The 24,543-nt window shown below is 71.6% G+C and carries 22 protein-coding genes; 6 read left to right on the plus strand and 16 right to left on the minus strand.

Annotated elements, in window-relative coordinates; translation table 11 throughout:
- The first annotated feature begins 81 nt into the window (after window positions 1–81).
- The 3 genes from HZZ00_RS39260 (at window position 82) to HZZ00_RS23400 (ending at window position 3,603) form a co-directional block, all read left to right on the plus strand.
- Window positions 82–1,002: a DUF4157 domain-containing protein gene (locus HZZ00_RS39260; protein WP_180328290.1), complete on the plus strand. Its 921-nt coding sequence runs from the start codon at window positions 82–84 to the stop codon at window positions 1,000–1,002.
- Window positions 999–1,475 (plus strand): hypothetical protein, encoded by a 477-nt coding sequence (locus HZZ00_RS23395; RefSeq protein WP_180328291.1) that lies wholly within the window; start codon window positions 999–1,001, stop codon window positions 1,473–1,475. The genes HZZ00_RS39260 and HZZ00_RS23395 overlap by 4 nt, the downstream gene beginning before the upstream one ends.
- 145 nt (window positions 1,476–1,620) lie before the next feature.
- Entirely contained in the window at window positions 1,621–3,603 is a 1,983-nt protein-coding gene (locus tag HZZ00_RS23400; RefSeq protein WP_180328292.1) for a lamin tail domain-containing protein, read from the plus strand.
- A 32-nt stretch (window positions 3,604–3,635) separates the two neighbouring features.
- On the opposite strand, the gene HZZ00_RS23405 is transcribed toward HZZ00_RS23400, so the two are convergent.
- On the minus strand, window positions 3,636–4,124 hold the full coding sequence (locus tag HZZ00_RS23405; RefSeq protein WP_180328293.1) for a GNAT family N-acetyltransferase: 489 nt from the start codon (window positions 4,122–4,124) through the stop codon (window positions 3,636–3,638).
- 407 nt (window positions 4,125–4,531) lie between these two features.
- Window positions 4,532–5,512, minus strand: a complete 981-nt coding sequence (locus HZZ00_RS23410) for a GlxA family transcriptional regulator (protein ID WP_180328294.1) — start codon at window positions 5,510–5,512, stop codon at window positions 4,532–4,534.
- Between the two features lie 130 nt (window positions 5,513–5,642).
- Between HZZ00_RS23410 and HZZ00_RS23415 the strand changes: the two genes are divergently transcribed.
- Window positions 5,643–6,608, plus strand: a complete 966-nt coding sequence (locus HZZ00_RS23415; protein WP_180333673.1) for an NADP-dependent oxidoreductase — start codon at window positions 5,643–5,645, stop codon at window positions 6,606–6,608.
- A 193-nt stretch (window positions 6,609–6,801) separates the two neighbouring features.
- Here the strand turns inward: HZZ00_RS23415 and HZZ00_RS23420 are convergent, their stop codons facing one another.
- The 13 genes from HZZ00_RS23420 to HZZ00_RS23480 all read right to left on the minus strand — a co-directional run bounded on the left by HZZ00_RS23420 (window position 6,802) and on the right by HZZ00_RS23480 (window position 20,750).
- Window positions 6,802–8,046 carry an ATP-grasp domain-containing protein gene (locus HZZ00_RS23420; protein ID WP_180328295.1) on the minus strand — a complete coding sequence of 415 codons (1,245 nt, stop codon included), beginning with the start codon at window positions 8,044–8,046 and terminating at the stop codon, window positions 6,802–6,804.
- A 110-nt stretch (window positions 8,047–8,156) separates the two neighbouring features.
- Complete coding sequence (locus HZZ00_RS23425) at window positions 8,157–9,212, minus strand: hypothetical protein (protein WP_180328296.1); 1,056 nt, start codon at window positions 9,210–9,212, stop codon at window positions 8,157–8,159.
- Window positions 9,202–10,458, minus strand: a complete 1,257-nt coding sequence (locus HZZ00_RS23430) for a hypothetical protein (protein ID WP_180328297.1) — start codon at window positions 10,456–10,458, stop codon at window positions 9,202–9,204. Before HZZ00_RS23430 ends, HZZ00_RS23425 begins: the two co-directional genes overlap by 11 nt.
- The gene (locus HZZ00_RS23435; protein WP_180328298.1) at window positions 10,455–11,624 is read right to left on the minus strand and encodes an acetyl-CoA carboxylase biotin carboxylase subunit family protein; all 1,170 of its coding nucleotides are present in this window, start codon (window positions 11,622–11,624) and stop codon (window positions 10,455–10,457) included. Before HZZ00_RS23435 ends, HZZ00_RS23430 begins: the two co-directional genes overlap by 4 nt.
- Window positions 11,625–12,785, minus strand: coding sequence for an acetyl-CoA carboxylase biotin carboxylase subunit family protein (locus HZZ00_RS23440; RefSeq protein WP_180328299.1), 1,161 nt, complete (start codon window positions 12,783–12,785; stop codon window positions 11,625–11,627).
- Window positions 12,782–13,234, minus strand: coding sequence for a GNAT family N-acetyltransferase (locus HZZ00_RS23445; RefSeq protein ID WP_180328300.1), 453 nt, complete (start codon window positions 13,232–13,234; stop codon window positions 12,782–12,784). Before HZZ00_RS23445 ends, HZZ00_RS23440 begins: the two co-directional genes overlap by 4 nt.
- Complete coding sequence (locus HZZ00_RS23450; protein ID WP_180328301.1) at window positions 13,231–13,995, minus strand: trans-aconitate 2-methyltransferase; 765 nt, start codon at window positions 13,993–13,995, stop codon at window positions 13,231–13,233. Before HZZ00_RS23450 ends, HZZ00_RS23445 begins: the two co-directional genes overlap by 4 nt.
- 5 nt (window positions 13,996–14,000) lie before the next feature.
- Window positions 14,001–14,456, minus strand: coding sequence for a hypothetical protein (locus tag HZZ00_RS23455; protein ID WP_219013922.1), 456 nt, complete (start codon window positions 14,454–14,456; stop codon window positions 14,001–14,003).
- Window positions 14,457–14,494: 38 nt separating this feature from the next.
- Window positions 14,495–15,730 carry an aconitase/3-isopropylmalate dehydratase large subunit family protein gene (locus HZZ00_RS23460; protein ID WP_180328303.1) on the minus strand — a complete coding sequence of 412 codons (1,236 nt, stop codon included), beginning with the start codon at window positions 15,728–15,730 and terminating at the stop codon, window positions 14,495–14,497.
- Window positions 15,731–15,738: 8 nt separating this feature from the next.
- Window positions 15,739–16,869, minus strand: a complete 1,131-nt coding sequence (locus HZZ00_RS23465) for a hypothetical protein (protein WP_180328304.1) — start codon at window positions 16,867–16,869, stop codon at window positions 15,739–15,741.
- A 15-nt stretch (window positions 16,870–16,884) separates the two neighbouring features.
- Complete coding sequence (locus tag HZZ00_RS23470) at window positions 16,885–18,237, minus strand: LLM class flavin-dependent oxidoreductase (RefSeq protein WP_257585151.1); 1,353 nt, start codon at window positions 18,235–18,237, stop codon at window positions 16,885–16,887.
- 17 nt (window positions 18,238–18,254) lie between these two features.
- Entirely contained in the window at window positions 18,255–19,175 is a 921-nt protein-coding gene (locus HZZ00_RS23475) for an isocitrate lyase/phosphoenolpyruvate mutase family protein (RefSeq protein WP_180328305.1), read from the minus strand.
- Window positions 19,176–19,850: 675 nt separating this feature from the next.
- The gene (locus tag HZZ00_RS23480; protein ID WP_257585153.1) at window positions 19,851–20,750 is read right to left on the minus strand and encodes a LysR family transcriptional regulator; all 900 of its coding nucleotides are present in this window, start codon (window positions 20,748–20,750) and stop codon (window positions 19,851–19,853) included.
- A gap of 123 nt (window positions 20,751–20,873) precedes the next feature.
- On the opposite strand from HZZ00_RS23480, the gene HZZ00_RS23485 reads away from it, so the two are divergent.
- Both HZZ00_RS23485 and HZZ00_RS23490 read left to right on the plus strand, forming a co-directional pair.
- Complete coding sequence (locus HZZ00_RS23485; RefSeq protein ID WP_180328306.1) at window positions 20,874–21,869, plus strand: FAD-dependent oxidoreductase; 996 nt, start codon at window positions 20,874–20,876, stop codon at window positions 21,867–21,869.
- Window positions 21,866–22,786, plus strand: a complete 921-nt coding sequence (locus tag HZZ00_RS23490) for a hypothetical protein (RefSeq protein WP_180328307.1) — start codon at window positions 21,866–21,868, stop codon at window positions 22,784–22,786. The genes HZZ00_RS23485 and HZZ00_RS23490 overlap by 4 nt, the downstream gene beginning before the upstream one ends.
- A gap of 509 nt (window positions 22,787–23,295) precedes the next feature.
- Here HZZ00_RS23490 and HZZ00_RS23495 read toward each other — a convergent pair.
- The gene (locus HZZ00_RS23495; RefSeq protein WP_180328308.1) at window positions 23,296–24,519 is read right to left on the minus strand and encodes a cytochrome P450; all 1,224 of its coding nucleotides are present in this window, start codon (window positions 24,517–24,519) and stop codon (window positions 23,296–23,298) included.
- Window positions 24,520–24,543 lie beyond the last annotated feature (24 nt).

Genomic DNA, 24,543 nt, shown 5'->3' on the forward strand with positions numbered 1-24,543 from the left:
TTCGGTCCGCCCGGCCCTGTACGCAGGTCCGGCCGGGCACGAAAGTGGACGCCCGGTACTTCAAGGTCACCGGAGGATGCCATGCGCGCTCAGCGGACCGCTCAGCAGACCGGCGACGAGACGCTCCGTTCCGCTCCCGGGAACGCGCGGCGGCCGTCCACCACCGCGGCCGTCCTGCCCGGCGGTGCGCTCTCCGCCATGAGCCCCGCGGCGGTGTCGGCCCTTCAGCGCTCCGTCGGGAACGCCGCCGTCTGCCGCATGCTCGAAGAACAGCGCGCCCGCTCGGGCGGCCGGCCGGACTCCCGTGACGGGCAGCCGTCACCGGTGGTGCAGCGCTCACGCGTGCACGACGTGCTGAACACTCCGGGACGACCCCTGGATCCGGCCGTCCGGGCCGAGTTGGAGCCCCGGATGGGGGCCGACTTCTCCGGTGTCCGCGTCCACGACGACGCCGCGGCGCGCGCCTCCGCCGCCGAGGTCGGTGCCCGCGCCTACACCTCCGGGCAGCACATCGTCATCGGCGAGGGCGGTGGCGACGCACACACGCTGGCCCACGAGCTCACCCACGTCATCCAGCAGCGGCAGGGCCCCGTCGCCGGCACCGACAACGGCGGCGGCCTGCGGATCTCCGACCCTTCCGATCCGTTCGAGCGGGAAGCCGAGGCGAACGCCCGCCGGGTGCTGGCGGATCACGCCCCGATCCAGCGGATCGCCGGCACACCCCTCGCGTCGTCCACCACGATCCAGCGGATGAAGGACGATGAATTCGATGAACTGATGAACGACAGGGACCTCGACGCCTCCGACGACGAGATGGATTTCGAGTTCGCGCTCGAAGAGGCCCTGCGTTTCGCGCCTCGCGGCACCGGGACGGAGGAGGACCCGCCGAAGAGGCCGTCGAGAAGCCCATGGACGGCGCGTCCCGCCTCAAGCGCGCCAACGAGCGCCGTACCAGGCGCGGAGTTCCGGCGAAGGGCGACCTCATCGGGAGCAAACCGGTGACGCCGTTCGGAGCGGTCTCCCTGAACCAGGGATACGAGGGCGACCTGGGGGCCGTCGTCAAGAGCAGGAAGGACGACTACCCCGGCACGCAGGGTCGGGAGTGGGAGAAGTACGCCCACCTCCTGCCGCGCCTGAGTCCCGCACAGCGGGTGGCCCTCGCGGACGCGGTGGGAGCGGGCTCGCTGACTCCCGAGAACGCGCGCCTCTTCCAGCAGGACAGCGAAGCCCGACGTGCCGCCGCCGTGCTGTACGGCATGGCGCACAACGCCGAGGAACTCCGGTACCCCGGAGCCGGCAAGGCGTTGCGCGCGGCCCTGAGGAACAACGACGGGAACTACTCCGTGGAGGAGTTCTGCGCGAACTTCCCGATGGCGAAGCCAGGTGGCGCGGGGGCGTTCCGAGGGGAACCCCGGCTGTCGTCGCCGACGCGAGCCACGTTGGAGGCGATGTCCGACTCCTCCGAGGAGGAATGAGCGCTACAGGCCCACGCCGCGCCCACCGCGCGGACCGCCGGCTCGTGTGCCGGTGTCGGGTCGCGCCTGGCGTTCCGGTAGCCAGCAGGCGGAGTTCGGCTGGAGTTCACGCTGTCTCAAGAGCGTGTCGCGAGAGTCGCGCCTCGTGCCTACCTCACACTCGCGTGCCGGCGTCGCCTCCGTATGCGCCGCGGCTCTGACGCTCTCAGGACTGCTCGTCACAGGGGTGCTCGCCGCCCAGCCCGCGGCCGCGGCGGACCCGGCCGACTACCAGAACGTCCGGATCAACGAGGTCACCTCGTCGAACAACGACACGGTCGAGCTGTTCAACGCCGGCTCGACCGCGGTGAGCATCAGCGGCTGGAAGGTGTCCGACGACAGCTTCTCGCCGCAGTCGTTCAGCCCGTCCTCCGGCACGATCCCGGCCGGCGGCTTCGTCACCTTCGACTCGCCCAAGGGGCTGGGCGATGCGGACAAGCTGGTGATCTACACGGCCGGCGGCACGGTGGTCGACCGCGTCGAGTGGGCCACCGGCAAGGCCAAGCCGGCGATGGCGCGCTGCGGCGGCGACGGGACCGGCGCGTGGGTCACCACGACCGCGGCGACCACGTTCGGCGCCCCGAACGCCCCCGGCTGCCCCGCCTCGGTCCCGGCGGCGAGCCGGGTGCGGATCAACGAGGTCACCTCCGGCGACGCGGACACCGTGGAGCTGTACAACGGCGGCACCAGCGCGGTCGCCGTCGGGTCGTGGAAGTACGTCGACGGGGACACCTCCCACTCCCCCGCCGCCCTCTCGTCCTCCTCGCCGAGCGCGACCAGCATCCCCGCCGGCGGCTACGTCACCTTCGACTCCGCCCTCGGCCTCGGCGACAGCGACTCGCTCTTCCTCGTCGACGGCAACGGCGACACGATCGACTCGGTGACCTGGGCGACCGGTGGCGCCAAGCCGTCGAGCGAGCGCTGCGCCAACGGCACCGGCTGGTTCCGGACCTCCACCACCGCGACGTTCGGGGGCGCCAACTCCTGCTCGGGCGGCAGCGCAGGCAGCGGCGGCGACGGTGGTGACACCGGACGGCTGCTGGGCGGCGGCGGCTCGCTCACCAGCGGCTGCGCCCCCGAGGCGCCCACCGGCACGGGTTCCGCCCCGGCGGGCACCCTGGCCTGGCCGGGCGGGAAGGACGTCACGATCGCCGACGACGTCTGCGCCTTCACCACGTCCACCGGCCCCGAAGGCCGGGACCTGAGCGGCCTGGCGTTCGACCCGTCGAACCCGTCGGTGCTGTGGGCGGCGAAGAACAAGAACTGGCTGTTCAAGCTGGTCAAGAGCAACGGCAAGTGGATCCCGGACCCGTCGTGGAGCGCGACCGGCAAGCAGCTCCGCTTCCTGGGCGGCTCCGGCGAGCCGGACTCCGAGGGGCTGACGGTCGGCGGCAACGGGCACGTCTACGTGACCTCCGAGCGCGACAACGCCAAGAACACGGTCCCCAAGGACACGATCATGGAGTTCGACCCGTCCGCCGCCGGCTCGACGCTCACGCCGCTCCACCAGTGGGACATGACCGCCCAGTTCCCACAGCTGAACACCGGCAGCAAGGACGACGCCAACCTGGGCTTCGAGGGCGTCGGCTACGTGCCGGACAGCTGGCTGACCGCCAACGGCTGGGTGGATCCGCTCACCGGTGCCGCCTACGACCCGGCGAACTACCCGCTGCACGGGTCGGGTCTGTTCTTCGCCGGCCTGGAGTGGGACGGCACGCTGCACGTCTACGGCCTGAACTCCGACGGCACGTTCACCACGTTCGGCACGATCTCCACCGGCAAGGCCTCCGTGATGGACGTGACGTTCGACGCCGGAACCCAGCGCATCATCGCCACCTGTGACAACACCTGCGGAGAGACGCACACCTTCATGAAGGTCGACTCCACCGGCGCGATCGTCCCGGACGTGACGTACACGAACCCGGCCGTCATGCCCACCGACAACCTGGAAGGGTTCGCCATCGCGCCGGCCTCGACCTGCGCGAACGGCTCACGCGAGGCGGTCTGGACCGACGACGGCGTCTACGGCTTCGGCCCCGGCAGCTCCTCGTACGGGCACGCCCTCTACAGCGGCACCTTCCCCTGCTGAACTCCCCGCCCGAACCCAGCCGGCGGACCGCCTCACCGCGGAGGGATGCGGAACTCGAATTCGGGGCGGTCCCACGGCACGGCGGGCGGGGTCGCGCGCGCGGTCCCCGTCCGCACCGCACCGACGCGGTGGTAGAAGTCCTCGGCGGGAAGGTGTGACACCACCTTGACCCGGTCGAGCCCGGCGGCACGGGCCTCGCACCGCATGTGCTCGACGAGCATCCGTCCGATACCCCGCCCTTGCGCTTCGTCCGCGACGAACAGCAGGTCGAGCTCCGGCGGGGCGAGGACGAGCGAGTAGAACCCGAGGACCCGGCCGCCGTCCTCCGCGCCGTCGACCGCCACGAAACTGCGGTGGGCCTCGATGTAGTCGGGACCGACCCGGTAGCCCGCGACCGCGGACGCGTACTGCCCCTGGTAGGCGCCCGAGCCGCGCACGAGCCGCGTGAGCCGCCTGGCGTCGCGCGCGACGGTCCTCCGTATCGTGATCGACCGGCCGACCGGGGAAGTGCGTGAACCCATCGGGCGAGTATGCCGCACCGGAAAGTGCCCGCCCGCGGCGGGTCGACGGTCGAGGCGGGGCGGGCCGTGCGGTCGGCCGGTGGGGCGGAGGGTCGGCGGGCGCCGTGTACCCGCGCGGCGAACCCGGGCCCGGCAGGAGACGCGGCCCCCGGCAGCGGCAGCCCGGCACTTCCCCGGGCTCAGCCCTCCCCGTCCGGCGCGACCGCGCCCGGGATCATCCGGGCGGTCGGCCGGAACCGCTTGCTGAAAGCGGCTGCGTACGCGTCCCACGCGACGGACACCGGCCGATCGGCCGCAGCCTGCTCACCGGCCGCTTCAGGAAGCCGGCCGGCTGCACCACGTCGTCCCGGAGTGCCGGCGCGGCGGCCGATCCGCGCCGGGCGTTCCCGTGGCGCCCGCCCGGGTGGTCACGCCGCGGGCATGCGCTCCGGTGCGTGGTGGGCGCGCCGGTAGGCCAGCGGTGACAGGCCCAGGTACGTGTGGAAGTGCTTGCGCAGGGCGACGGGGTCGCCGAAGCCGCAGGTGGTGGCGATCCGTGCGACGGTCAGGTCGGTGGTCTCCAGCAGTAGGCGCGCGTGCTCCAGCCGTCGCTGCGCCAGCCACTTCAGCGGGCTGCTGCCCACCTCAGCCCGGAACCGCCGGGTGAAGGTGCGCACGCTCATGTGCGCGTGCCGGGCCATGTCCTCCAGGGTGAGCGGCTCGGCCAGCCGGCCCAGCGCCCACTGCCGGGTCGCCGAAGTGGACCGGTCGGTGTCCCGCGGTACCGGGTGCTCGATGAACTGCGCCTGCCCGCCCTCGCGCCACGGCGCCACCACGCAGCGCCGGGCGGCGGCCGAGGCCACCGCCGCCCCGTGGTCCAGTCGCACCAGGTGCAGGCACAGGTCGATGCCGGCCGCGCCGCCGGCGGACGTGAGGATGCGCCCGTTGTCGACGAAGAGCACGTCCGGGTCGACCTCGACCGCGGGGAACAGCCGCGCCAGCGCGTCGCACAGCGCCCAGTGCGTGGTGGCCCGCCGGCCGTCCAGCAGACCGGCCGCCGCGAGCAGGAAGGCCGAGGTGCACAGGCTGACGATGCGGGTCCGCGGCCCTATCCGGTCCAGCGCCGCGGCGAGTTCCCCGGGGAGCGTGCCGGTGGCGAGCAGGTCCTCGGTGGGCTCCTGCGTGGCGAGCACGACGGTGTCCGCGGTCTCCAGCGCCGACTCGTCGTGGTCGACGACGAGCCGGTAGTCCTCGTGCGTGCGTACCGGCCGTCCGCCGAGGGAGCAGGTGACGACGGAGTACAGACGGGTCCCGTCCGGTTCACAGGCCTCGTTGAAGACCCGGGCGGGGATGCCCAGGTCCAGCGGCAGGACTCCGTCGAGGGCGAGCACGGCGACACGATGCGGCATGGCCGGAATGGTACGACAGGTGGCCCTCCGGCCACTCACTCGTCTCCTCGCGCACCCGCCACTCTTTCTCCTGCGGGGGCCGCGGCCCCCGCAGGAGAAAGAGAGTGAGACGGACATGAGCGAGGCGAACATGAGCGAGCACACCATGCGGGCTGTCACCCAGACCGAGTTCGGCGGGCCGGAGGTGCTGACCGTCGAGGAGGTCGCCCGCCCCGAGCCGCTGCCGACCGAGGTGCTGGTGCGGGTGCACGCGGCCGGCGTCAACCCGGTGGACTGGAAGACCCGCGAGGGTCAGGGCATGGCGGGGCTCCAGACGTTCCCGCTGATCCTCGGCTGGGACGTGTCCGGGGTCGTCGAGGAGGTCGGCTTCGGCGTCACCACGCTGAGGCCGGGCGACGAGGTGTACGGCATGCCGTGGTTCCCGCGCGCCGCCGGCGGCTACGCCGAGTACGTGACCGCACCGGCCCGCCAGTGGGCCCGCAAGCCGGCCACCCTGGACCATGTGCACGCGGCCGCCGTGCCGCTGGCGGCGCTGACCGCCTGGCAGACCGTGGTCGACACCGCCCACGTCCGGGCCGGGCAGCGCGTCCTGATCACGGCCGCCGCAGGCGGCGTGGGCCACTTCGCGGTCCAGTTCGCCCGGCACCTGGGCGCCCATGTGATCGCCACCGCGAGCGCCGCACGCCACCCGTGGCTCAAGGAACTCGGTGCCGACGAGACCGTCGACTACACCACCACCCGCTTCGAGGACGCCGTCGAGGGCGTCGACGTCGTCATCGACCTGGTGGGCGACGCCCACGACCTGACCAGCACACGCTCACTGAGGGTGCTGCGCCCGGGCGGCCTGCTGGTCGCCGTCCCGTCCGGTGTCTCCCCGGAACTGACCCGGGCCGCCGAGGAGGCCGGCAAGCGGGCCACCGCGTACCTGGTCGAGCCGGACGGCGTGGCGCTGACCACGATCGCGGGCCTGATCGACGCGGGCGAGGTCTCCGTCGAGGTGGAGGGAACCTTCCCGCTGGAGCGGGCCGGCGCGGCCCACGCCCGCGTCGAGTCCGGCCGCACCCGCGGCAAGATCGTCCTTACCGTCGCCGGCTGACCACCCGAGCGGCTTGTCCCCCACCCGGTCGCCACGGCGCGGGGCCCCCACCGGCTGGGGAACGACGAGGAAGGCCGCGCCCGTACGACCTGTCACGCACTCGGGTTTCCTGGCCCGTCGTCCGTCCGGGAGGGTTCGACTTCCTGACCCGCGCCGGGACTTCCCGAGGACGGGACGGCCGCCGGGACCACCGTCAGGACGCGGCGGCGGAACGTGCGGCGGCCGTGAACCAGGCGGCGACGTCCGCCGCGGTCGACTCCACGTCCGCGACGCTCGTTCCCCGCACCACGGCGCGCCCGGCGCGGGTGGTGGTGGTCCGGGGGCTCGTCATGACCGAGCCCACCGCGAGCTTCAGCTCCGCGTCGACCACGCCGGACCTGGCCCGGATGTCCTCGACCGAGGGCATGGACAGCACCCTTCCCGGCGGAGCGCTCAGGGTCACCCAGCCGAACAGGGCGCCGTCGGGGGGCCCATCGGTTCGTGCGGGCGGGGCGGCACCCAGCACCGCCGCCGCCCAGTGCCGGTGCAGATCGATGCCCGTGGTCAGCAGGACGGTCCGGTCGATGCGTCCGCCCGCGATACGGCCGCCGCACTCGCCGAAGACGAGGGTGCCGTCCGCCTGCTCGAAGGCCTCCAGGTGGTACACCCCGTCGGCGAAGCCCAGGGCGTCGGCCGTCTGCCGGACCAGGTGCCGGGCCCGTGTGTAGCGCGCCTCCTCCGCCGCGGCCCGCAGCGCGACCGAGCCGTTGAGCGCGCCGTCCAGCGCGGTGATCTGATTCCTGAAGTACCGGGACACGCAGATCTCGACCACCTGGCCGTCTCTGACCGCACCGTCGATGTGCAGTTCGTCGCCCGGCACGAACTCCTCGCACAGCCAGGGACCCGCGCCGTGCTCCCGCTGCCAGCGGGCGACGTCGGCGGCACGGCGCAGCGCCCTGGTGTCCTGGGCCCCCGCCCCCGACGGCGGCTTGACGACGACCGGCAGTCCGCCCACCTCGGCGACGGCCTGCGCCAGTTCTCCCGGCTGCACGAAGACCGCGGACCGCGCCAACGGCACGCCGGCGCGGCGCAGTGCCGTCTTCTGGGCCTGCTTGTCGCGCAACAGCACCGCGGCGGACAGGGGCAGCGCACGCGCCGCGCAGGACGCGCCGATCAGCGCGGCCGCCACCAGCCCGTGTTCAAGGGCGCTGGTGACCACGTCGAACTCGCCGAGCGCGATGGCGTCCCGGGCCAGTCCCAGCAGGACCTGCTCGGCGTCCATCGGGTCCTCGACCACCACGATCCGCTCGACCAGGCCGCGGCCCGACAGCGAGGCCGCGTGCCGGGGCGTGGCGACACAGGTGATCCGTGCCCCCCGCTCCCCCAGTGCCGCCACGGACTCGTCCGGCTTCGCGCCGAGCAGCAGGACCCGCCCGCCACCACCGACATCACGCGACATCTTCCCCTCCCGAGGTAACCACCGTCCGACATCGCCGCGGGGGTGACCGCGGCGCCCGCCCCCCGACCCGTCACCACGCCCTTCGCCACCGGCTCCGCCGCGTCGCCGGGTCACCCGGCGCCCAGGGTGGCCCGCTCGAACGGGTCGATCCGCCGCGCGAAGTCCCCGTGTTCGGCGACCGCCAGCCCCTGGCTGTACGGCACGCCGTGGCGCTCCAGCTGCGCCGCGACCGCCGGTGACGGGCCGGCGAACCGCAGCAGATCGGTCTCCGGGACCACCACGATCCTCGGGTCGCGCATGTCCTCGGCGGCGGCCTGTCGCAGGGTGGCGAGGCGGTGTTCGACATGCGGCCAGTAGCCGGCCATCTTGGCGCCGCCCAGCACGTGGCAGTCGCCCAGCAGCGCGAGCATCGCCAGGTTGCTGTAGTTGTCCAGCACGGTCGCCTGCCCCACCGGGCACTCCACGAGCACACCGTCGGGACCCGCCCGCCGGCCCTGCGCCTGCTCGGTGAGCAGACGGCACCAGGCGGGCAGCGCCTCGCCGCCGTCGGACGCCGGACCGGCCGCCCGTTCCCGCACGAAGGAGACGAGCAGGGAGAGCGGCAGATACGTCACCGTCCGCCCGGACACCATGCCGGCCGCCCTTTCGACCACCGCGCCGAGCAGCATGTAGGAGACGGCCAGGTCCGCCCCCCACCGGGCGGCGCGGGACGCTTCGAGATCGGTCGCGGACGCCTCCTCGGGCACGACGTCCATCGGCGGCCGGCCGGCGACGATCACGTGCTTGCGCTTCTTGTTCCGGGAGAACTGGCGGTGGCAGCGCACCTTCCCGTCCTCGCCCAGGTACCACCAGGCGTAGGGCCGCCAGCCGAGGTCGGAGAAGTTGATGTGGGTGAGGACGACGCGCACGTGGTGGGCCGGGTCCGGGCCCCGTCGCTGGACGCTCCCCGCGTACCAGCAGACCCGCGTGCGCGGGTCGAACACATTGGGGCTGGCGTGCGGCAGCGACACGAGGACGGACTCGCTCGCCGCCCACCGGTCCAGCGCGGCGTCGTCGAGACCCAGCAGGGCCAGGGCCTCACCGGCCGCGGCGGCCGGGGCGTCCGCGCGGATCAGGTCCAGGCGCTTGCGCCGTACGTAGTCGATGAACGCGGTCTTAGTTCGCACCGACCAGTTCCTCCATCTCCCTGCTCCGTCCCACGCCCCACCAGCTGAACCCGGCCGCGCCCAGCACGAGGGCGAGCGCGATCCAGGCGGCGGTGAGGCCGAGTGCTTCGACGAGCCAGCCGGCCACGAGTGCGGCACCGCACTTGGCGACCCCCGCCACGGCGTTGCGCACCACCGTGAACCGGCCCACCTGGTCCTCGGGGGGCGCCTGGTTGGTCAGCACCTGCATCACCATCACATGGGTGGTGACGACCGCGCTGAGCACGAGGAAGAGCATGACGACGGCGGCCGGCCAGCGGGTGACGGCGATGCCGACGGCCAACGCGGCGCCGGTGAGGAACGCGGTCCGCAGGACGAGGTCCGACGACAGCCGCCCGCTGGACAGCGCGGTGCCCGCGAGGAACCCGCCGCTCATGCCGGCCACGCTGAGCACCGCGTAGAAGTCACCGGACCCGGGCGAGACCGTCTGCGCCAGCGGCACGGCGACGGTGGACATGAAGGGCAGTGCGCCACTGCTGGGGAAGGAGTACAGCAGGATCGTGCGCAGGACCCGCGAACCGGCCGACGTGCTCCCCGCCCGCTCTCGCCGGCCCGGCGCCGCCACCGGCCCGGCTTCCCGCGCCGCGGCCGCCGGCGGGTCCTCGGCCCCGCGCGGCGACGGCGGTGCGGCGCGCCGCACCGCCATGAGTCCGGCCAGATAGAGCAGGGCCGTGGTGGCGAAGCACCAGCCGACCGCACCGAACCCCAGCAGCACGCCCGCGGCTCCGCCGCCGACCGCCCCGCCCGCCTGCGCCAACGAGGTGGAGCGCTGGCGCAGCCGTACGGCGTCGGCCGCCGCGTACCCCTGGCGGATGAACCGCCCCGCGTGCGCCTTGTTCATCGTCTTCACGAAGCTCAGGCTGCACTGCACGGCGGCGAACGCGGCCAGGGCGGGCCCCGGCGGCGAGCCGGCCATCCACACCAGGGTGAGCAGCGCGGACCCGGTGAACAGCACCCAGTTCGTCACGGACAGCCGGTGGGCCGCGTCCCCCGAATCGGCCCGCTTGCGGACGAGCAGTCCGAGGACGACGCCCGGCAGGTACGCCGCGGCGTTCATCGCCCCGGTCACCACCGCGTTGTGGCTCAGGCGGTAGGAGGCCCACATGATGGTGACCGCCTGGAGGGTCTCGGCGACACTGCTCGTGCAGAAGAAGGCGAGCAGCCACCTGCCGCTGCGCGCCGACCGCGAAGTTGCCTCGTGCTTCATCCGGCCGTGCCGATTCCCGTGGTCACCGGCCCGGCGCCGCTCTGGGTCGTGACGGCGGCGCGCAGCCGGTCGGCCCCCTCGGGGGTCAGTCCCTCGAAGTAGGCGCGGTACTCGAAGTCGCAGGAGTTCGTCGGATCGGCGCCCCGGGCCCGGTTCCCCTCGCCGATGAGGACGACGCCGGGCAACCGGCCGGCCTGCGCCGCGGGCAGCGGCAGGCTGCCGTCGGGGTTGGGGCGGGCCCAGAGCATCCCGCTGATCTCGGCCGCCGGGCGCAGCGGCGCGAAGCCGAGACCGTCCATGCCGAGTTGCGTGGCCACGAAGGCGCCCCAGATGTCCGCTCCGGTCGTGACGCGCAGCAGTTCCCCCCAGCCGGCACCGGCCGGGCGCATGCCGACCTCGCCGAAGGACAGGCGGGCACCGTCGTACAGGAACTCCACGTGGAAGACGCCGTCGCCGGCGTCGAGTTCCTCGATCACCCGGTGGGTGAGTTCGGTCAGCCGGGGCCGCAGCGGGTCGTCGCGGCGCAGGAACGACGTGCCCCAGGTGCCGGCGGTCTGCAACGCCGGCCGGTCGTACTCGGAGATCACCAGCCAGGAGACCCGGCCGGCGTGGAAGGCACCGTCGCAGTGGAACTCACGCTCGACCGCGACGGCCTCCTCGACCAGCCACAGGCCGTCCTGGCCCGCGAGCCAGTCGCGGGCCCGGCCGACCGGCATCCGGCGTACGTCGCGTGATGCCGAGGAGGCGATCGGCTTGACGACCACCTCGGTGACGTCGGCCCCGTCCCGCGGCCCGTCGGCCAGGAACCGCCCGGACAGCCAGGCGCGGGGAGAAGGCACCACGGAGCTGAGCCTGCCGCGCATCCGCCACTTGTTCGTGACCAGCAGGCTCTGCGCGTAGTCGAGTCCCGGCAGGCCGTACTGGCTGCGCAGGAAACCGGCGGCGAGCATGGTGCTCTCGCTCGTCGCCACCACCGCGGCGAACGGCCGGCGGGCCATCAGCTCGTCGGCGGCGCGCAGGAGCTCCGGTCCGGGCAGGCCGCCGTGCCGCTCGGCGTCGGCGGGGAGACGGACGAACTCGTGGGTGTCCGAGAAGGTGTCCATGGCCCGGCGGGCCCATTCCTTGTCGCGCCCGAGCACGAGCACGCGGGTCCTGGATTCCGACACTTAGGCGCTCCGGTTGAAGTCAGCTATCGCACGCAGTTCGTGCACCAGTTCCTTGTGGGTCGCCGCCTTGACGATGGCGTGTCCGCAGCGGCCGTAGATGCCCTCCCGGCCGTTCTCCGGCGCGGGGTAGTCCAGTTCGACCAACTCGAAGCGGTCGCGGAAGGAGTCCTCCGTCAGGTCCGGGTCGGGGCTGCGGACCAGGTAGATCCAGCCGAACAGCTCGGCGGGCCCGCTCGCCCGCCCGGGTAGCTCGGGCACCCGGCCGAGGGCCACGTCGATCGTGGCACCGTACAGATCGACTCCGTGTGTCATGCGCAGCACCTCGGGTGTCAGGGCGCCGGCCGGCCGCGCTCCCACCTCGCCCAGGACCAGTTCCCCGTCGGGCCTGATGAACGCCTCAAGGTGGAAGACGGTGTCGGGGGCGGCCAGCTCGCGCAGCACGTCGGACGCGAACCGGGTGGCGCGGTCGGCCAGTTCGCTCTCGGCGGGGCCGAGGGGTGCGTCGGCGACCGCCTTCCCCCGGGTCCAGCCCATCAGCGGGTCCAGGTAGCTCGACACCGCCGCCCAGACGGGGCGGCCGTCCCACCACACGCCGTCGACGTGGATCTCGCGTCCCTCGACGTACGACTCGGCGACCGTCCGGACGTCGGACACGAACGGATGGCGGCGCAGGTAGTCGTCGAGTTCGGCCTGGTCGTGGACGGCCTCCGTGGCCTGGGAGCCGAAGCCGTCCGCCGGTTTGACCACGAAGGTCGCGCCCAGGCGCTCCGCCAGTGCCGTGTAGTCGGGATCGGAGGGTTTCACGTACACGCACTCGGCCGTCGGAATGGCCGGGGACACGGCGGCCTTCTGGATCCGTTTGTCGCGGAACCGCAGGCACCGCGCCGGGTCGGTGTCGCCGGGCAGCCCGAACACCGAACGCAGTACGGTCGCCGCGAACATGGGGTGTTCATGGCCGGTGACGACCGCGCTGATGCCGCCGCCCGGGTACTCCGTCACGGCACGCAGGACCTCCTCGGCGTCGGCGAGGTCGGCGACCCTCGTGTACGACAGGCCGCTCAGCCCCGGCTTCAGCTTGTCGACGACGAAGTGCAGATCAAGGTCGCGCCGCCGAGCCGCCTCGACGAACCCTGCTCGATACCCCAGACAGACAACAGTCACTCTCGTACACCGATCTCTTTGACGTACAGGTGGTGGGCCGGGGGGAACGGTCCCGTCGGCCGGTACCCCAGGGAGGTGAAGAACTCGATGTTGGCGCCGAGGCTGTCGCGCAGGGCGACGACCATACGGCGCGTTCCCAGGTCGAGGGCCCGCTCCTCCACGGCGGTGACCAGTCGCGTCCCTATGCCGCACCGGCGCCAGGGGGCGCCGACGGACAGCGCGTCCAGGGTGTGCCCCGCCGGATCCGGCGTCTGGTGCACCACGCCCACGAGTTCGTCCTCCGTGTGCGCCATCAGCCAGGAGGAGGCGCAGGCGCGGACGGCCTCTTCGGACCATCGCAGGGCGGTCGGCCGGAACCCCGCCGTGAAAGGCCGGTACACCTCCTGGACCAGGTCCGCCACGGACGCCGCGTCGGCGGCGCCCGCCTGCCGGATCCGGACGGTGATCACTGCGGTCGGACGGCGTAGAACGCCTCGCTGACGTAGGGGAGTTCCAGTCGCCCACCGTCCTCGTGCTGCGCGCACAGCCGGCGCACCCGGGCGTAGAAGACCGGCCCGACGGCGGCCACGGCACGCTGGGCCTGTGTGGAGGAGGAGCTCATGGTGACGAATTCCTCGGTCGTCAGCGTCTGGGTCCAGTCCGCCGCTCGGCGCTCCACCCGCGTGAACGTCCCGCCCAGTTCGGCGGCGATGTCGAAGCTGCGGTAGGAGCGGCTGTAGCCCGGGGAGAGTTCCTCCAGCAGGTCCTCGTACGCGGCGGCGAATCCGCCGGCCGCGTGGTTGCGGTTGTTCTGGATGACCAGGCACACCCCGGTGGGGCTCAGGCACCTGGCGGCCTCCCGCACGTAGGCGGCCCGGTCCATCCACTGGTAGGACTGGGCGGCGACCACGAGGTCGAGGGTGGCGGACGGGCACGAGGCGAGGTAGCCCTCGGCCGTGCCTTCATGCCATACGACCTGCGGGAACTTCTCGCGTCCGACGCGGATCATGTCCGTCGAGACGTCGACGGCGTGCACCTCGGCGTCGGCGGGCAGCTGCGGCAGCAGTCCCTCCAGGGCGATGCCGGTGCCGGCCCCGGCGTCGACGACCCGCAGCCGGCCGGCCTTCGGGAGGTACTCGCCAAGGTGCTGGAAAAGTTCGGCGGGGTAGCGCGGCCGGGCCTGATCGTAGTTGTTGGCCAGTCCGTCGAACTTGGCTTCGGTGGTGGACAAGTGGCTTACTCTCCGGGAACTCGGGTCTTCACACGGGACAGGAGCCCGCCCTGACTGATCATCTCCAGGAGCAGGGGCGGTGGTTTCGGGAAGGTGGAGAGGGTCGTCCCCTCGCAACGGATCTCCCCGCGTCCGAGATCGAGGGATATGGTCATCCCCTCGGTCAGACGGTCGGTGTCGGTCTCGATGGCCGGCAGGGCCAGGTTCCAGCAGTTGCGGAAGAGGATCCGCCCGAAGCGAGGGGCGATCACCAGGCCGATCCCGTTGGCCAGGAGCGTGGAGACGGCCTGCTCCCGGGAGCTGCCGATGCCGAAGACGGAGTCGCTGACGATCGCGTCCCCCGGCTGGACGGTGTCGACGAACCCGGGGAGGTACGCCTCGAACAGGTGCGGTGCGAGCAGCTTCGGATCGGTGTGCATGTGCTTGTACCGGGCGGGGATGATGTCGTCGGTCGAGACCATACCCGCGACTCGGCGTACCCGGTGGGTCGATGTGTGTGTCACGGCAGGTCCTCCACACGGGGAATCGCACCGGACAACGCGGTGGCGGCGGCCACGACGGGCGAGGACAGGTAGATGTCGGCCTCGGGGTTGCCCATCCGGCCGCGGAAGTTGCGGTTCATGGTGGACAGCACGTTCTCGCCCCGGGCGGGCAGCGGGCCCTGGGTGCCCACGCAGGCGCCGCAGCCGGCCGGGGTGACCACGGCTCCCGCGGTCAGCAGGGTGTCGATGTAGCCGGCGCGCATGGCGTCCCGGTACACGGCGTTCGAGCCCGGGGTCACCACGAACTGGACTCCTGCGGGCACCCGGTGGCCGCGCACGACCGCGGCCGCCTCGGCGATGTCCTCCAGCCGGCTGTTGGTGCAACTGCCCAGGAAGACGTACGAGATCGGGGTGCCCGCCGCCTCGTCGAGCGGCACGGTCCGGGCCGGGAGGTGCGGGAGCGCCACGGTCGGCTGGAGACCGCTGATGTCGAAGTCGACGCGGGCGAGTCCCGGGGCCGTCCCGGTGGGGATCGTCTCCTGTTCGTCGGGGACGAACACGCACTTCGCGCCGAGTTCGACACCCAGGCTGGCCAGGCTCGCGGACGCGTCGCGGGAGAGCGCGCGCACCCACGCGCCGGTGAACTCCACCGACCGGTACAGGAAGGGCTCCTGGCCCTTGTCCCGCAAGAGGCTGAGGAGGACGTCCCGCGGCCGGGTGGCCCGGGCCGGTGTGCCGGTGAACCTCACCTCGACGGTCTCGGGGACCCGCAGCCAGGTGGTGCCCGTCACCATCGCGGCGACGATGTCCGAGGCGCCCATGCCGAGCCCCAGCGCCCCGAAGGCACCGCCCACACAGGTGTGCGAGTCGGAGCCCAGCACCAGGGCGCCCGGGGAGAACCAGCCGACCTCTGCGGCGAGGACGTGGCTGATTCCCTGTCCGCGTGCGCGTACGTCCACCCCGAGACGTGCCGCGAAGCGGTCCGCGTCCTTCATCCGGTCCGCCATGTCGACGTCGGCCACGAGAACGGAGTGGTCGAAGACGAAGCTCACCCGTTCCGGGTCGAAGACCGTCGTGAAGCCGTGCTGCTCGTACAGTCTGGCGACGGTGGGCGCGTTGCCGTCCTGCACGTAGACCCGGTCGGGACGGACGGTGACCAGCCGGCCCGGTGCGACCGGGCCCTCCTCGCCGACCAGGTGGCCGGCGATGATCTGTTCGGCCAGCGGGACGCCGGCTACGAGTTCGCTCGTCATCCCGGCCCTCAGCGCTGCGCGGCGCGGGCCTTGCCGGCCATCTCGCGCAGCCGGTGCGCCGGGACGGTCCCTCCGGTGGCGATGGCCTCGGCCCGCACCTCCCGCAGCAGCTCGTCCAGCACGTCCGCCTCCAGGTCGGCACCGTCCTCGCCGAGCGCGTGGGCGATCACACCGCGGCCGGAGTGCTTGCCCACGAGCAGCTTGCGCTCGCCGCCGACCCGGTCCGGGGGAAAGGGCTCGAACGTGGAGGAGTCCCGGAGCATGCCGGTGGTGTGGATGCCGGACTCGTGCGCGAAGACGTTGGGGCCCACGATCGGCTGCCACGGCGAGGAGGGGAAGCCGCAGGCGTGGGAGACCAGACGGGACAGCGCGGTGAGCCGGCTGGTGTCGATGCCGAGGTCGACGTCGTACCACTGGAGCAGGCTCATCACCACCTGGGCGAGGTCCGCCATGCCGGCCCGCTCGCCGATGCCGTTGACCGTCACGTGGAAGTACCGCACCCCGGCCTCGATGGCGGCCAGCGTGTTGGCCACCGCCATCCCGAAGTCGTTGTGGCAGTGCGCCTGGAGGTCGATGTCGCAGACCCCGGTGATGGCGCGTACCCGTTCGGCGTACTGGCTGGGCGACAGGATGCCGATGGTGTCGGACAGGCGCAGCCGGTCCGCGCCCGCCTCGGCGACGGCGACGGCGTACTCCTTGAGGAACTCGGGCTCGGTGCGCCCGATGTCCTCCGCGCTGATGCTGACGAAGCAGCCCTGGTCCTTGGCCATCTTGACCATGTCCTGGGCGGTGGACAGCAGCCACGCGCGGTCCCTGCGCACCGAGTTCTTCAGGTGGTTGTCGGAGGTGGGCAGGCCGATGTGCACGGCCCGGAAGCCCAGGTCGATGCTCTTCTGCACGTCACTGCGCACACCGCGGTTCCAGCCGATGAGGGTGACCTCGTCGCGGCGCTCGAGCATTTCCTTGAGGGCCTTGACCTCCTCGCCGCCCATCGTGGGGATGCCGGGTTCGATCCAGCGCACGCCGGCGTCGACGAGGGCGTTGAAGATCTTGACCTTCTTCTCCGCCGACAGGGCCACCCCAGGGGTCTGCTCGCCGTCGCGCAGGGTGGTGTCCTCAAGGATCAGGTCATCGCGCATGATGGTCTTTCCCTTTCAGGAGTGGTGACGTTCTCGGTCGCGTGACTGGTTCTCGGGGCGCCGCAGCCCCAGCTTGTCGCGCAGGGTCCCGGGCTCGTACCGGCGTTTGAAGACACCCCTGTGCTGGAGCCGGGGAAGAATGTTCTCGGAGAAGTCGACGAGGCTTTCCGGGAGCAGCGGCGGCATGATGTTGAATCCGTCGGCGGCACCGTTCTCGAACCACCTGACGATTTCGTCGGTGACCGTGTCATAGCTGCCGATGAGAGTCATGTGGCCACGGGAGGTGGTCATCCTCTCGTACAGCTGGCGTATGTTCAGGCCGTCCTCGTAGGCGAGTTTCTCTATGAGCGCGCGGCGGCTGGTGTTCGCGTTGCTGGGCGGCAGCTTCGGCAGCGGCCCTTCGATGTCGCACCCGGACAGGTCGAATCCGCCGACGAGATCCGAGAGCATGCTCAGGCCGAACTCCGGCCGGATGAGCGACTGCAGCTCCTCGACCTTCTCCTGGGCCTCTTTCCCGGTCTCGCCCGCGTACACGGTGAGGCCGGGAAGGATGATGATGCCCGGGTTCAGCCTCGGGTAGCGGGACGCGCGCCGGTCGAGGTCCTTCGCGAACACGACGGCGGAGTCCAGGTCCGACTGGGCCGTGAAGACCATCTCGGCGGTCCTGGCGGCCAGTTCACGGCCCGCCTCGGACGATCCGGCCTGCACGATGACCGGGTGGCCCTGTGGCGGCCGTGAGACGTTGAGTTCCGCGTCCAGCGAGAAGACCTTGCCGCGATGACGGACCTTGTGCCGTTTGGCGGGGTCGTAGAACCGGCCCCGCGCCTTGTCGGCGGGGAACGCGTCGTCCTCCCAGGTGTCCCAGAGCCCGCGGACGATGTCGATGAACTCGTCCGCCCGCTGGTAACGCTCGGCGTGCGCGGGGTGGGCCGGCATCCCGAAGTTCGCGGCCGCCGCGAGCTTCGACGTGGTCACCAGGTTCCAGGCGGCGCGCCCCCGCGAGATGATGTCGAGGCTGGCGTACTCACGGGCGAGGTTGTACGGCTCCTTGTACGTCGTCGAGGACGTCGCCACCAGGCCGATGTCCCGGCTGACCATGGCCAGCGCGCTCATCAGGGTGAGCGGTTCGAAGAAGGTCACCCGTCCGCCGAAGCCGGCTCGGTCGTCGTTGAACACGGCCGGGGCGTCGGACAGGAACAGCGTGTCGAACAGGTGGCGCTCGGCCAGGCGGGTCACCTCGACGTAGTGGTCGAGGTTGCGCGTGGCGGTGGTGTCGCTTGCGGGATGCCGCCACGAGGCGGCGTGGTGGCCGGTGCCGTACGACACGTAGGCACCCATGACCATCTGTTCCCTGCGCTGTGCGGGCATCTGGTGGGCTCCGGTGGTCAGTTGCGCGGGGCACGCACGATGGGCCTCTTGTCGTCGGGCATCGACAGGAGCTTCGAGGTCTCGATGCACATCTCGCCGGCTTCCAGGGCCCGGCCATGGTCGAGGATGCGGTGGCTGACCTCCTCCATCGCCCTGGTCGCCGCGCGGAGCATCTGGTTGGCGTAGATGATCAGGTCGAAGCCCGCCGCGTGGAGCTCCTCCTCGGTCACGGACGGGTAGGCCGTGGGGATCGCCACCAGCGGGGTGCCCGGGTGCCGCCTGCGCAGCTCGCGGGCCAGGTCGAGCAGGGGCGCCTCGTCCGAGCTGCGGCTGTGGAGCACCAGACCGTCCGCTCCGGCCGCCACGTAGGCGGCGGCACGGTCCAGGATCTCCTGTCGCGGCAGGCCGGTGATGAGCCCCTCCAGCCGCGCGATGATCATGAAGTCGGTGGAGGACTGGGCGGCCTTTCCGCGGGAGATCTTCTCGCAGAACTCGTCGACCCGGGCCATCGTGTGCAGCCCGTCACCCGGCAGCAGGGAGTTCCGCTTCTCCCCGGCCTTGTCCTCGATCACCACGGCCGAGACGCCGCGGCGTTCCATCGCCCTGACCATGTGCTCGAAGTGGAGCGTCTGCCCTCCGGTGTCCCCGTCCATGACGAGCGGCAGCGTGCTCACGGAGAAGATCTGGTCGATCCAGGACAGCCGAAGTTCCATGTCGAGCAGTTCGATGTCCGGGAGTCCGCGCAGTGCCGAGTCGGTCAGCGAACTCGACCAGAACCCGTGGAACTCCCTTTTGTCCGGGCCCTTTCCCTGGGCATGTTCCGCGATGACGGCGGCCAGCGGACTGTGCACCTCGACGATGCGCACGGGCTTTTCTCGGGCGAAATAATCCCGAAGCGCCGCCAGACGGGTCTCGTTGCCTATCGTGGAGATACTCACTCTTTCCCCTGTCGACGAATGATCTTCATCTCTGGCCGGGAGTGAATACTGACAGCGATGGAAGGCGCGGGGTGCCGCGAGCATGCGGAAGCAGAAATCCGCACGGCGTATGACCCACTGCGCTTTTCCTCCATCAGGAGCGCCCCGCCCGGTCCCGGCGAGGCAGATAAAGGAAAGGATCAGTTCCGCCTCTGCGTCAACAGGCGCCCCAGCCGCCGACCGGGCGAGTGTATGTTTCCAGCCACCCCACGGCCCCCTTCGCGTCATGCGAGGTTTACCTACCGCCCATCCGGGGCGCGGAGCCCATCGACCGATAGTTACCTTTCCCAACCAATGAACGTTGTATAGATCACGTTTGGTCGTCCAGGGAGGCGCAGCCGTCCCCGGCTGACGTGTGGCCCCTACAACAATCGTTCACTCTGCGTGGTGGCGCCCGCAGTTGGCCGGTTGCAGCTCACCAGCGGAGCGGTGCGTGAAGGGTGTCCGGCCGCGCGGCCGACGGTCCGGAACGACGCCCCGGGCGGCCCCGGCCGCCCGGCCCCGCCATGTCCCGAGGGGCCTCCGTGCCGAGGGAGTAGGCCAACCCGCCCGACTCGGCAAGCAGAGGTGCCGGAGGGCGCCGGGCCGGTTCCTGGTGTCGACGTCAGCTGTGCCGTTGCCGACCTGGTGGAAGGCTCACTGAGACACGTTGGGCTGGTTGCCCTGACCGGTCATGGCGAGGAGGAGGCGCGCGACGGGTGAAGCGGTACGGGGATGGTAGGCAAGGCCCAGGGTGACGGTCGGGGTAGGGGCGGAGAGTCTGCGCAGGCTGACGCCGGATATACGGAACGTGCGGGCCCGGCCCTCGGGGATGGGGGCTATGCCGTGCCCGGCGGCCACAGCCAGCAGGAGCTGTTCGTCGTCGGGTTCCTCGCGGACGATCCGGGGTGCGTGGCCGGGCCATAGTTGACTGGTGATCAGGTCGTACATGCCAGGGCCGTTCTCCCGTGGCCACAGCACCACCGGTTCGTCGCTGATGCGCTGCCGGCTGATCCTTCCGCGGGTGCCGGTGAGCGGATGGTTGACGGGGACAGCCAGCAGAAGTTCCTCCTCGGCCAGGATCCGGCAGGCCAGTCCGGGAGAGTCGAGCGGCGGCCGGACGAAGGCTGCGTCCAGTCGCCCGGCGAGGAGTTCGGCAACGTTGTGGCTGGTCCAGCCGGTCTGCAGGCTGAGGTCCACCTCGGGATGGCGGGTGCGGAAGGCTGCCACCAGAGCATCGGCGGCGCCGCCACGGGCGGAGCGCGTGTAGGCCAGTCTGAGGCGCCCCTGCCGTCCCTGGATGACGGCAGCTATCCGTTCGTCGGCCGCCGCCACCTGCTGCAGCACCTGCCTGGCCTCCTCGGCCACCACTGTTCCGACGGGGGTGAGCGTGCAGCCCTTGCTGCCGCGTTCGATCAACCGAGTGCCGAGCTGCCGCTCCAGCGCCTTGATCTGCTGGCTGAGCGCAGGCTGCGCGATGTGCAGCCGCCGGGCGGCCCGGGTGAAGTTCAACTCCTCGGCCAGCACGGCGAAGTAGCGCATCCGGCGCAGATCCATCCGGCCACGATAAGCGCCGCTTATCGCTGATGGGAGATCTGGTCTTGGACGCCGTCCGGGGCGACCGGCTTCCCTGGAGAGGGTTGTGGAGGCCGGCAAGCGGCCTGGCGCGGGGAGGGTGTCGTGCGGGACGTGGTGGTGGTCGGAGCCGGAGTCATCGGACTCACCTGTGCTCTGCGTCTGCAGGAGAAGGGGCTTCGGGTCGTCGTGGTCACCGCCGACGAGCCCATGACCACGACGTCGGCCGTGGCCGCGGCCGTGTGGTACCCGACGGGCATCGACAAGGACAGCCGAGTGGCAGCGTGGTGCGCGCACACCTTCGCCGAACTCGCCGCCCAGGCGGAACGCGGTGTCCCCGCGGTGACGATGCGCCTCACTCGCATGCTGAGCTTCCGGCAGCAGACGGAGTCACTGCCCTGGTGGGGGTCCGCCGTCCCGGACCTGCGCCGACTGGAGCCGGCCGAGCTGCCGTCCGGATACGCGGACGGCTGGGAGTTCACCGCTCCGACGGTGGAGATGCCGTTGTACCTTCCCTGGCTGCTGGACCGGTTCCGGAACGGCGGGGGCGAACTCGTCCACCAACGACTCGACTCTCTCCAGCAGGCCCGCGCCTGGGCACCGGCGATCGTCAACGCGAGTGGGATCGGCGCCCGGCGGCTCTGCGGCGACACGACGCTGGAGCCGGTACGCGGGCAACTCGTCCTCGTGCGCAACCCCGGCCTGCACACGTCGCTACGCGTTGAGGACGACCCGGCCGGTTACACCTACATCCACCCGCGCAGCGCCGACGTCGTCCTCGGCGGCACCTTCGACAAGGGCAGCTGGGACACCGCCCCGAACCCCTCGACCGCCAGGGCCATCCTGGGGCGCTGCCGCGCCCTGGTACCCGAACTGCGCGACGTGGAAGTCACCGGCCACCGGGTCGGACTGCGACCGACGCGCCACGGCGGCATCCGCCTGGAAGCGGACCACCGCACCATGCCCGGGACCCGGCTGGTCCACAACTATGGCCACGGGGGTGCAGGCGTAACGCTCTCCTGGGGAAGCGCAACGGCTGCCGCCGCCGCGGTCGTGTCGTGGGACGGGTCTTCCGCGTCGTTCGAGAAGGGGCTCGCATGACGACTGGTCACCCCGTCCGCCCGCTGCGGGAGGAGCTGGACGAACTCCTGGCCGACGCCGGCGTTCTGGAGCACGGAGTGCTGCTGGGCAGGTCCATGACCTACGCCATCGGCGTCCAGATGGTGGCGTGGGGCGCACGGGGCCGGGTACGGATCAGCCAGGGGCCGTGGGTGGAGCAGAGCGAGAGCACCAGCGCGCTCCCGCTGCCGCCGGACGAGGCGTGCCTGTGGAAGCTCGTGCGGGATGGTCCCATGGAGGGCGTGGACCGGCTGATCGCGGATTTCTCCCCGCGTATGCGGGGCACCCGGCAACTGGCCGAGTGGAAGCGTCTGCGGTATCCGGTGGCGGAGGCCGTCTACCGGCAGCTGAGTGGGACGGGTAAGGCCGCGCCATGGCGCGCGCCGCATCGACGGCTGCGGCGCTGGGCACTCATCACGCTCTGCGCGTCCGGCCTGACCGGGCTGATCGTCCTCGGCGCCCTTGCGGGGCCTGTCGCCGCCGACGTGGTCGCGGCGCTGGCTCTGGCTCCGATCGCCTTGATCGTCGCAGTCCTCCGGCGCTTCCTCCGCACGAACCGTCCGGCGCCGACCGAGCGCGGTCAGGAACTGGCCGCTCGCGCCCGGCGATTCGGCTCCGCGTTGGACGCGCTTCTCGCGGCGGAGGATCCGCTGCCCCCGACCCAGGAAGCACTGGAGTTCCACGAGCGGGCACTGCCGCTGGCCTTCCTGCTGGGCCGCGGCGAGGCATGGGAGGCGCGGCTGCGGGCTCACTACGCCCGTGACCCCAGCCGCCGCACCAACCTGCTCAAGCCCTCGTCCGTCGGGGACTACAGCCGCGTCGTCCAAGAGGTCGAGAAGGCCATCACCGGGGTAGCTCCGGACACGCCGTCCTGGCCCGACGTAGCGGGTGGGGGCTGACCCACCGCGCCAGGTGCCGTACTTCTCCGGCAGGTGGACCCACTGCGTCCCGGACACCACTCGTTCCGACCGCCTTCGAGCCCCTGACCGCCGCACACGCCGGCTGCTGGGCACCATCAATCCGCCCCGCCCCCCGGCGGAGTCCGCGAGCAGACCACCCGCGAACGCTGGAACAGAATCCCCGATCTCCCCGGCCGTTACGCTCGTCAGGTCCCCACGCCCCGCACAGTGATCGTCTGGAGGCTTGGTCGAATGCTGCATCGCGCCCGGGGATGTGGGACTTCGGGGTGCGGGATCCCGTCGCCGGCGCACCAGGGGCTACACCGAGATCGCCGCCGTACCACTCCGCGGGACCCGCCGGATACGACACGAAGTGCCGATCGGGATCCAGCTCGATCGGCACTTCGTGATGTCCGCGCTCGTGGGTCAGCGGCGGGCCGAGGCGGGTCACCTGGCGAGGTCGTCGGAGCGGCCGGCGCCGGCAGTTCAGCAGCAGGTGCCGCCGCGGGTCACACGCGGACCGGCAGGCGGGCTGCTCCGCGCAGGCTGAGCAGCCCGTTCCACTCGACCTCGCCGTCCAGGCTCAGGGCGGGGAAGCGGCGGACCAGTTCGCCGATGGCCACCCGGCCTTCGATACGGGCCAGGGCCGCGCCGATGCACATGTGCATGCCGCTGCCGAAGGAGAGGTGGCGGCGGGCGTTCTCACGGTCGATGCGAAGTTCTGCCGCGTCGGGCCCGAAGAAGTCCTCGTCGCGGTTGGCCGCGGCCAGGCTGGCGAGGATGAAGGAGCCGGGGGGAATTTCGTACCCGCCGACCTGGTAGGGCTCGAGGGTGATCCGCCTGCTGTTGTGCACGGGAGAGTCGTAACGCAGGAACTCCTCGATCGCGTTCTGTATCAACTCGGGCTTGGCGCGCAGCAGTTCCAGCTGGTCCGGGTTGCGCAGCAGGGCGAGGGAGCCGCCGGAGAGGAGGTTGACGGTCGTCTCGTGGCCCGCGATGTAGAGCATCGCCACCTGGGCGATCAGCTCGTCGTGGCTGAGGCTCTCGCCGTCCTCCTCGGCCGTTATGAGCGCGCTGAGCAGGTCGTCACCGAGGTTGCCGCGCTTCCAGGTGACGGCCTCGCCGACCATCTCGAAGATCTCCGCGTCGGCCGCCTCCACGGCCCGCATCACCTCGGGGTCGGTGGTCGGTTCCACGGAGCGCATCAGCATGCTGGTGAGCTCCTTCAGCCGCTTGTTGTCCGTGGGAGGCATGCCGAGCATCCGCGCGATCACCGTGAACGGCAGTGGGAACGCGAGCGCCTCGACCAGGTCGCCGCCGCCGGCCTCGGCGATCCCGTCGAGGGCGTCGTCGACGAGGGAGCGGATCTGCGGCTCCATGGCGTTGATCGCGCGCACCGTGAACGCCGCGCTGACCAGCTTGCGCAGTCGGGTGTGGTCCGGCGGGTCCCGGTCGAGCAGGGCGAGCCCCTTCAGCCTCGGGTCGTCCGTGACACCGGCGTTCGTGTAGGCGTCGCGGAACGGTCCGGGCGCGACGTGGCGCTGCTCGACGGAGAGTCCGGACCGCACCAGCGCGAGCACGTCCTCGTACCGGGAGAGCATCCAGAAGCCGCCCGGGTGCTCGTGAACCGGCGCGTGCCTGCGCACTTCCGCGTAGTGCGGGTAGGGGTCCTCCATGAAGTCCGGCGTGAACGGGTTGAAGATCACTGGAGGGTTCTGCGGGTCTTCGGTCATCGTCCTGCGTCGTCCTGTTCCGTT

Origin of the sequence: Streptomyces sp. NEAU-sy36 (assembly GCF_013423905.1) — a bacterium.
Classification (GTDB): domain Bacteria; phylum Actinomycetota; class Actinomycetes; order Streptomycetales; family Streptomycetaceae; genus Streptomyces; species Streptomyces misionensis.

Bases quoted from the DNA above. Each gene is read 5' to 3' on its own strand.
- HZZ00_RS23410 (WP_180328294.1), bottom strand. From the start codon at position 5,512: ATGCCGCATCGTGTCGCCGTGCTCGCCCTCGACGGAGTCCTGCCGCTG.
- HZZ00_RS23490 (WP_180328307.1), top strand. From the start codon at position 21,866: ATGACGACTGGTCACCCCGTCCGCCCGCTGCGGGAGGAGCTGGACGAA.
- HZZ00_RS23405 (WP_180328293.1), bottom strand. From the start codon at position 4,124: ATGGGTTCACGCACTTCCCCGGTCGGCCGGTCGATCACGATACGGAGG.
- HZZ00_RS23465 (WP_180328304.1), bottom strand. From the start codon at position 16,869: ATGCGCGATGACCTGATCCTTGAGGACACCACCCTGCGCGACGGCGAG.
- HZZ00_RS23495 (WP_180328308.1), bottom strand. From the start codon at position 24,519: ATGACCGAAGACCCGCAGAACCCTCCAGTGATCTTCAACCCGTTCACG.
- HZZ00_RS23460 (WP_180328303.1), bottom strand. From the start codon at position 15,730: ATGACGAGCGAACTCGTAGCCGGCGTCCCGCTGGCCGAACAGATCATC.
- HZZ00_RS23420 (WP_180328295.1), bottom strand. From the start codon at position 8,046: ATGTCGCGTGATGTCGGTGGTGGCGGGCGGGTCCTGCTGCTCGGCGCG.
- HZZ00_RS23455 (WP_219013922.1), bottom strand. From the start codon at position 14,456: ATGGTCTCGACCGACGACATCATCCCCGCCCGGTACAAGCACATGCAC.
- HZZ00_RS23480 (WP_257585153.1), bottom strand. From the start codon at position 20,750: ATGGATCTGCGCCGGATGCGCTACTTCGCCGTGCTGGCCGAGGAGTTG.
- HZZ00_RS39260 (WP_180328290.1), top strand. From the start codon at position 82: ATGCGCGCTCAGCGGACCGCTCAGCAGACCGGCGACGAGACGCTCCGT.
- HZZ00_RS23430 (WP_180328297.1), bottom strand. From the start codon at position 10,458: ATGAAGCACGAGGCAACTTCGCGGTCGGCGCGCAGCGGCAGGTGGCTG.
- HZZ00_RS23415 (WP_180333673.1), top strand. From the start codon at position 5,643: ATGAGCGAGCACACCATGCGGGCTGTCACCCAGACCGAGTTCGGCGGG.
- HZZ00_RS23470 (WP_257585151.1), bottom strand. From the start codon at position 18,237: ATGCCCGCACAGCGCAGGGAACAGATGGTCATGGGTGCCTACGTGTCG.